Below are 913 nucleotides of genomic sequence, written 5' to 3'. Positions count from 1 at the left end.
CCAGGAACGCCGCGAACAGGACGCCGGAGCCGATGCGGCGCGCGATACCCTCGAGCCGGTCCAGGCGACGTTCGAGTCGTGAGGTGTCGAAGGTGACGTTGCCGTCGTCGAGGCGCGTGATGATCTTGTCGATGCGGCCGGGCAACGCCCAGGTCGTGGACATCGTGCCCATCGCCTGGTTCGCGAAGGCCTGCACGATGTTGCCGCTCTCGTCGCGAAGCAGACGGCCGGCGTAGGGCTCTGCCGCATCCCACACGTTGAACGCGGGATCGAGACCGCTGCACATGCCGGAGGTCAGTGAGACGGCACGGATGAGCAGCAGCATGTTCTCGGGCAGCTGGAGCGGGAGCGAGCGCACCATGTCGCCGAACTCCTCGGCGAAGTCACGGAACTCGCGCGGATCGACCTTGCTCAACTCAGCGAACCCCATGCCGCCGAAACGGGCGAACAACGTGGTGAGCGCGCGCTCGAGCTCGGCCGTGTCGGCGGAAGGCAGCAGCACGCCGATCTCCTGCGCGGCGGCGACGAGGCCACGACTGTCTCGGCCGGCCACCGCGATCAGGAGCGTGCGCAATCCGTCGCGGAGGCTCGCGGGGATCTCGGCCATCATGCCGAAGTCGATGAACGTGAGGCGGAAACCGCGCCCCGTGCCGCCCTCGACCACCGGCGAAGGCGTGACGAAGATGTTGCCGGGGTGGGGGTCGGCGTGCACGAAACTGTGCGTGAACACCTGATCGAACATGACCTCGGCGAACACCGCGGCGACCTCGGACGGATCGATTCCGGCGGCGCGGAGGGCCCCGATGTCGTTGATCTTGATGGCCGTGACGTCCGAGAGAGTCAGCACCCGACGGGTCGAGCGCTCCCAGACGATCTCCGGGGTGTCGACGCGGGGATCGTCGGCGAAGTTCTC

General features: G+C 67.7%; 1 protein-coding gene. It reads right to left on the bottom strand.

Annotated elements, in window-relative coordinates:
- The coding region (locus tag DSP71_RS22960; protein WP_258546218.1) for an AarF/ABC1/UbiB kinase family protein at positions 1–913 on the bottom strand (913 nt) is incomplete at both ends.

The organism is Microbacterium sp. H6 (assembly GCF_003314775.1).
GTDB classification, from domain to species: domain Bacteria; phylum Actinomycetota; class Actinomycetes; order Actinomycetales; family Microbacteriaceae; genus Microbacterium; species Microbacterium oxydans.
This window is presented reverse-complemented; position numbering and strand designations above follow the sequence as displayed.